The 1,702-nt window shown below is 33.3% G+C and carries 1 protein-coding gene; it reads left to right on the top strand.

The genetic code is table 11. The annotated features are described in order from the left end of the window. Positions 1–206 precede the first annotated feature (206 nt). Positions 207–1,418 carry an ROK family transcriptional regulator gene (locus tag M1P97_RS26145; RefSeq protein ID WP_195370689.1) on the top strand — a complete coding sequence of 404 codons (1,212 nt, stop codon included), beginning with the start codon at positions 207–209 and terminating at the stop codon, positions 1,416–1,418. The last annotated feature ends 284 nt before the right edge of the window (positions 1,419–1,702 follow it).

Raw genomic sequence — 1,702 nt, 5'->3', positions numbered from 1 at the left:
TTGACAGAGTTCGTGACAGACTCTGTTGAAAATGGCTTAAAAAATATAAAAAAGAGGTTGAAGTTTTTTTTCGCCAATATTAGTTTATATGAAATCATATGTGGCGGGCTGAAATATTGTGTTTTTTTATTTTTTACAGGCTTATATTTGAAATATATTTATTTACTTTTGTTCAATCATACTATAAAATAGCAAATAATAAAGCCATGAATACAAAATTTCTTATCACTACCGATAATAACCGTAATGAGTCTCTTAAAAAGAAAATCATACATTATTATATCGCCAATGGTGATGCTACAATAGCAGAACTATGTAAAGAAATGGATTTGAGTATTCCAACCGTAACCAAGCTGATCGGTGAATTACAAGAGGATGGTTATATATTGGATTTTGGGAAACAAGAAACCAGTGGTGGACGTAAACCTAATATTTACGGACTGAATCCAACTTCGGGTTATTTTGTCGGAGTAGATATTTTCCGGGATAAAGTAAATATTGCAGCCGTTGATTTTAAGGGTGAAAAGTTAAGAATAGAAGAAAATATACCATTTGTTTTAGAAAATACACCTGCTGCTCTTGAAACATTATGTGTCCAAATCAATACATTTATAGACTCTCTACCAGTTTCGCGTGAGAAAGTATTGGCTGTTGGGGTAAATATTTCAGGGCGTGTCAGACCGGAGTCCGGTTACAGTTACAGTATTTTTTATTTTGAGGAAAAACCTTTGTCGCAAATCCTGGAAGAACGTATAAAGATCAAGATCTATATTGAGAATGACACTCGTGCCATGTTGTATGGAGAGTATATGCAAGGAGTTGTTAAAGGCGAAAAGAATATTTTGTTTATTAATCTGAACTGGGGGTTGGGACTATCTATCTTTATTAACGGAGAATTGTATTATGGGAAATCCGGCTTTTCAGGAGAGTTCGGTCATTTTTGTTTCTTTGATAATGAGATACTCTGTCACTGCGGAAAAAAAGGATGCATTGAAACTGAAGCGTCTGGATCGGCTTTATATCGTAAATTATTAGAAAGATATAAAGAAGGTAGTAGCACGATCCTTGCAGCTAAAATAGATAAAAAAGAAAACATAACTATGGCCGATATGATTGAAGCCATACAAAAGGAAGATGTGCTTTGTATTGAAATACTGGAAGAAATGGGATTGAATTTAGGCCGGGGAATTGCCGGGTTAATGAATATATTCAATCCAGAACTAGTTGTCTTGGGAGGTGCATTGTCTCTGACGGGAGAATATATCAGCCTTCCGATAAAGAGCGCTATAAGGAAATACTCTCTTAATTTAGTGAGTCAGGATACTGAAATCAGATTATCGAAATTAGGTGAGCGGGCTGGAGTATTGGGAGCTTGCTTGTTATCAAGAAGTAAAATATTGGGAATGATCCGATATTAATGTCTCTTTTTTATTCGATTTTGCTAAAACTTTAATTTCTCCTCTCTACTACTTTTATATGTATTTATATAGCCCATGAGAATTAAATATATTTTTAATCATCATGGGCTTTAATATGGAAAAATATATCCAATACCTGATTATTATTAAATTATTTTATTTATATTTGCGCAATAATTAAAGAGTAGTCGCTATTTTGCCTGTAATAATGAAAAGATCAAAAAATATGAAAATGATTCTCTTTTATATTTTGGTATACCAGAGTCTGTCACGAACTCTGTCAA

The organism is Parabacteroides leei, from assembly GCF_023369805.1.
GTDB classification, from domain to species: domain Bacteria; phylum Bacteroidota; class Bacteroidia; order Bacteroidales; family Tannerellaceae; genus Parabacteroides; species Parabacteroides leei.
Note: the sequence above shows the minus strand (reverse complement) of the source record. Positions and strands in the feature narration are given on the sequence as shown.